Annotated in this window: 5 protein-coding genes; 2 read left to right on the plus strand and 3 right to left on the minus strand. The window is 63.8% G+C overall.

Translation table 11 applies throughout. The annotated features are described in order from the left end of the window. Positions 1 to 342: DNA/RNA non-specific endonuclease (locus AX702_RS20700; RefSeq protein ID WP_231731987.1), on the plus strand; the 342-nt coding region annotated here is incomplete at its 5' end. Next, the gene (locus AX702_RS20705) at positions 329 to 748 is read left to right on the plus strand and encodes a hypothetical protein (RefSeq protein ID WP_231731988.1); all 420 of its coding nucleotides are present in this window, start codon (positions 329 to 331) and stop codon (positions 746 to 748) included. The genes AX702_RS20700 and AX702_RS20705, both read left to right, overlap by 14 nt. 213 nt (positions 749 to 961) lie before the next feature. Here AX702_RS20705 and AX702_RS20710 read toward each other — a convergent pair whose 3' ends face one another. The 3 genes from AX702_RS20710 to AX702_RS23525 all read right to left on the minus strand — a co-directional run. Further along, complete coding sequence (locus AX702_RS20710; RefSeq protein ID WP_066782243.1) at positions 962 to 1,657, minus strand: HPP family protein; 696 nt, start codon at positions 1,655 to 1,657, stop codon at positions 962 to 964. A gap of 6 nt (positions 1,658 to 1,663) precedes the next feature. Further along, positions 1,664 to 3,493, minus strand: a complete 1,830-nt coding sequence (locus AX702_RS20715; RefSeq protein ID WP_197420709.1) for a DUF885 domain-containing protein — start codon at positions 3,491 to 3,493, stop codon at positions 1,664 to 1,666. A gap of 486 nt (positions 3,494 to 3,979) precedes the next feature. After that, the coding region (locus tag AX702_RS23525) for a cold-shock protein (RefSeq protein ID WP_066782245.1) at positions 3,980 to 4,599 on the minus strand (620 nt) is incomplete at its 5' end.

The following is a 4,599-nucleotide window of genomic DNA, read 5'->3' on the forward strand; positions in this document are numbered from 1 at the left end:
CCGATCCGTTCTCGCGCTTCCCAAGCGCAGGCGGGCGGCGCAGAACGTCGGGCGACCGACGATGGCGGCCATTACATCGCGTCGTGCTTCAACGGGCCGACCGAGGCGTTCAACCACTTCGCGCAGAATGCCAACTTCAATCGGGGCGGCTATCGCGTGCTCGAGGATGAGCGGGCGAGAAAGAAGCGAGGCGGAAAGACTATTTCGGTCAGGATCGTGCCGCGGTTCGAGGGCGAGTCCGTGCGACCATCGGTGATCGACGTGTGGTGGACGGTCGATGGCGACGAGAAGAGCCTGAAATTTCCCAACGAACGATCGGAGCGAAACCGTGGCAAACGATGAGGCCGAGAAGCTGCTCAACGAGATCGGGCAATTGCTGATGGAGGATCGTAAATATCCGGTCGAACCAACGCTGCTTTACGCCCAGCTCGATCGGAACATGGTCGGCGAATCGATCTTCAAGGAACTCGGCAACCAGATCCTTTATCGGCGGCCGGTGATAGAGGGGTTGCCTTACGCGCTGCTTGACCTGTGGGAAGCACAGGAGGGCGAGGATCGGTGGGCGGAAATGGAATATCTGCTTCGCGACGGTAAGTTCGAAATAGTCTATATCTATCCCGACGAGATCGATGCCGAAGAGGATCTTGTGGAGCGGCGCGCACGGGCGGTTCGGCAACACTTCGGCGAGAAGCCGATCGTATATCCGCCCTGGCCCCCCGAGGACGACGCGCCGGAATACGACCTTTAGGTCGCGGCCTGGCCGATCGTTCAGCGAAGCATGGAAATGTCCCAATAATCTGAGTGCCCAGCTTTGTCCTCTACGGGGCACCACTCTCCGAAACGAATCTCATCACAAACACCGGCGCGCGACAGATCACAGGGCGTGCCGCCTGCGGCGTGATCACAGCGCTTGCTCAACTGCGCTGCGGTTCAGCTGACGCCATTCCTTCGCTCTTGCCGCTTACTTCACGCGAGCTTCGGGCCTCTTGGCAGACCTGGCTTTGGCATGGTGCGATACCCGCGCGACAAGAAGCGCCAGATCCTCCCGACTGATGTCGAACGTTTCGCCAAGGTCATCGAGGGCACGGTCAATGTCCTCCGGTTGCGGATCGGACGAGCGATCGGCCGGCTTCGGGAGCGGCCCGGCCCGGTGGGGGTAGGAATGGCCGGAGAAGCGGTGAAACAACAAGCCGGCCAGGGTGAGAAGCGCGGCGTTGATGCCCACCGGCACCAGCGCGAACATATATCCCGCCGACGTGACCGCCGTGCCCCCGACAACGGCGGTCAGTGCCGCCGCGCCGCCGGGTGGGTGCAGGCAGCGCAGCAGCGACATGACCAGGATTGCGGCGCCAACGGCCAGTCCTGCTGCCAGCGCCACCTCCGGCACCAGGCGGGCGACGGTGATCCCGACCAGTGCTGATATGATGTTGCCGCCGATCACCGGCCACGGTTGCGCCAGCGGACTGGCCGGCACCGCGAAGATCAGGACGGCGGATGCGCCCATCGGCGCGACGATCATCGGCAGCGGCGCCGTTGTCTTCAGCAGCAGAAAGCTCGTCGCCGCCGTGATGACGATTCCGGCCAGCCCGCCGGCGCTGGCGATCATCCGATCGCGCAGCGATCCGCCGGCCAGCACTGCACGGAAGACAGGCGCCATGTTCGCTTACCTCTGGCCCGCTATCCAGTCGGCCACCTTCCGCTCGAGCACCGGCATCGGCAGAGCGCCAGTATCCAGAACGGTGGCATGGAAGGCGCGCGGGTCGAAACGAGCGCCGAGCGCCTGGCGCGCCTCTGCCTTCAACCGCAGGATCGTCAGCTGTCCGATCTTGTACGCAAGCGCCTGCCCCGGGATGGCGATATAGCGCTCCACTTCCGCCGCCGCATCGCTTTCCGGCATCGGCGAATTGTCGAGCATGTAGCGGACGGCCTGGTCGCGGGTCCAACCCTTGGCGTGAATGCCGGTATCGACAACAAGGCGCATGGCGCGCAGCATTTCATCGTTCAGACCGCCCATGCGCTGATAGGGATCGGTTTCCAAACCCAGTTCCGGATAGAGCGTCTCAGCGTAAAGCCCCCACCCTTCCGAAAAAGCGGTGTTGCCGCCGAAGCGCATGAAGGCGGGCAGGCTGTCATTCTCCTGCGCCAGGCTGATCTGGAAATGGTGACCCGGCACGGCTTCGTGGAGGTACAGCGTCTCCATGCCCCAAAGATACCGGTTCGGCAGATCGTAGGTGTTATAGTAGAAGACGCCCGGCCGCGAGCCGTCCGGCGTTCCCGACTGATAGGATCCCGCCGCCGCCGTCTTCTCGCGAAATGCAGGGACCGGGCGGATTTCGAGCGGGGTCTTGGGGATCAGGCTGAACTGCTCGCGCACCCGGGCATCCACCTTCTTGCCGATTTCGGCATAGCCGGCCGCAATCTCTTCCGCCGACTTGGGCTGGAACCGCGCGTCGGTGCGCAGGTGCTGGAAGAACTCCGGCAACGTCCCCTTGAAGCCGGCACGCTCCTTCTGCGCTTCCATCTCGGCAAGGATACGCGCGACTTCGCTCAGACCCAGTTCGTGCACGGCATCCGCCTTCAGCGGCAGGGTCGTGCTGGCTTCGATTTGATAGTCATAGAGCGCGCGGCCGCCGGGCAGCGCCGACAAACCAACCGTCTCGCGCGCTTTGGGCAGATACTCGCTCTGGAGGAAGTCGCGCAGGCGCCGATGCGCCGGGTTCAGGACGTCACGCACCTGCTGCGCATAGGCCTTTGCCAGGCGCGTGCGATCGGCCGCGCCCACCGCCTCGGGAAACTTGGTGACCGGCTGATAGAAAAGCGAAGCTTCCGGTGCGCCTGCCAGAATATTGTCCAGCTGGCCGATCACGTTCTGCACGACCAGGCGAGGGGGCATGATGCCGCGCTTCATCCCCTCACGCGCACGGGCGATCATCCGATCCACTACCTGCGCGTATTGCGCATTGCGCTTCAGATTGTTCTCATAGTCGAGCACCGATTTGAACGGCGCTGCACCCTGGCTGGAGGCGAACTCCGGATAAAAGGTCTGCAAGCCGGCAAAATGATTGATCGGCAACACTTCGCTGATCCGCAGGACCTCCGGCGCATAGCCCTTTAAGTCGCGCTCGCGATCGGATTTGAATACGTCAAAGGCGATCCGATCCACCGGGGAGAGGCGGGCACGGTCAACCCGCTGCAGCGCTTTCAGGTCATCCACCAGCGCCTGCCGCTCCGCCCGTTCGTAAGCGGGGGTGAGGTAATCTCCGAGCCGATCGGCATAGCGAAGATCACCTCGAAAGATCGCCTCCACCGGATTGCGCCGCAGCCTCGCCTCGTCGCTGTCACTGAAGATCTGGCCCAGCTTCGCTCCCTCCACGGCCGTGTCACCGGCAGGGACGGAAGGTGCAGACGCAGCGGCAGCGACCTGGGCAGTGGCGCTGGCAGCGGAAAGCGTCGTTGCGGCGGCGGACAAGAGAAGCGGGAGAAGGGCGCGCAAGGAAGGATCTTTCAAATGAGCTGCCCGCGGATCGGGAGCGAGCCGCCAAATGCCAGCAATGCGCCTCTTTTGAAATGCGTTGCTGCTGCGAAATCACCTTTCGGTGAGCGCAACCGAAGTTTGAACGTGAGAGGCGTCGGCTTAATCGAGACAGTTCAAGAGCCGCTTGCCAGAAGACGGGCCTGAAGCCGCCAGTCACACCACGATAGCCGGACGACGACGCAAACTGGGGCGAGATGGTCGCGGCGCGTTCAACCTTGTCAGACTCTCGCCTGACCCGCCGATGTCGCAGCGCGTTGTCAGCGTTGACGGATGACCGACCGACCGGGCTGGCATTGCCGCTTCGCTTGGGTCGGCCCTTCTCTGCCCAGGCTTCTGCAACGAAGCGGGTCACAGTGGCTGGAGCAACCGCCAGACCCGCAAAGAAATTGGGCCGCCCGGTTGTCCCGGACGGCCCTTCCCTCTCCTATGTCGAAGCGGGGAGAATTAGCTGGACGAAGACAGGTTCACGGCAGCGTACTTGCCGCGACGATCGACCTCGAGCTCGAACGACAGGCGATCGCCCTCGTTCAGGCTCGACATGCCGGCGCGCTCGACAGCCGAGATGTGCACGAACGCGTCGGGCTGACCATCGTCACGCTGGATAAAGCCAAAGCCCTTCATCGCGTTGAAGAACTTGACCGTACCGGTCGCCTTTTCGCCGGTCAGCTGACGCTGCGGGCCACCTGCGCCTGCGCCGGCACCAGCGCCGCGCGGTGCGCGATCGCCACCGAAGCCGCCTTCGCGCGGCGGTGCACGGTCGGTAACCGGCATCGGCTCACCGTCGATCTTCAGCTCGGTTGCCGAGATACGACCACCACGGTCAACCAGCGTGAAGCCGAGCGGCTGACCCTCGGCGAGACCGGCGAGGCCAGCCTGCTCGACAGCGGAGATGTGCACGAACACGTCTTCGCCGCCGTCATCGCGAACGATGAAGCCGAAGCCCTTCTGTCCGTTGAAGAACTTTACAACGCCGGTGCCTTCACCGACGACCTGCGGGGGCATGCGGTTACCACCGCCAAAGCCGCCACCGCCGCCGCCGCCGCGGAACCCGCCGCCGCCGCCGA

The sequence above is a fragment of the Sphingomonas sp. CCH5-D11 genome (assembly GCF_001557395.1).
Lineage (GTDB): Bacteria > Pseudomonadota > Alphaproteobacteria > Sphingomonadales > Sphingomonadaceae > Sphingomonas.

Bases quoted from the DNA above. Each gene is read 5' to 3' on its own strand.
- AX702_RS20710 (WP_066782243.1), bottom strand. From the start codon at position 1,657: ATGGCGCCTGTCTTCCGTGCAGTGCTGGCCGGCGGATCGCTGCGCGAT.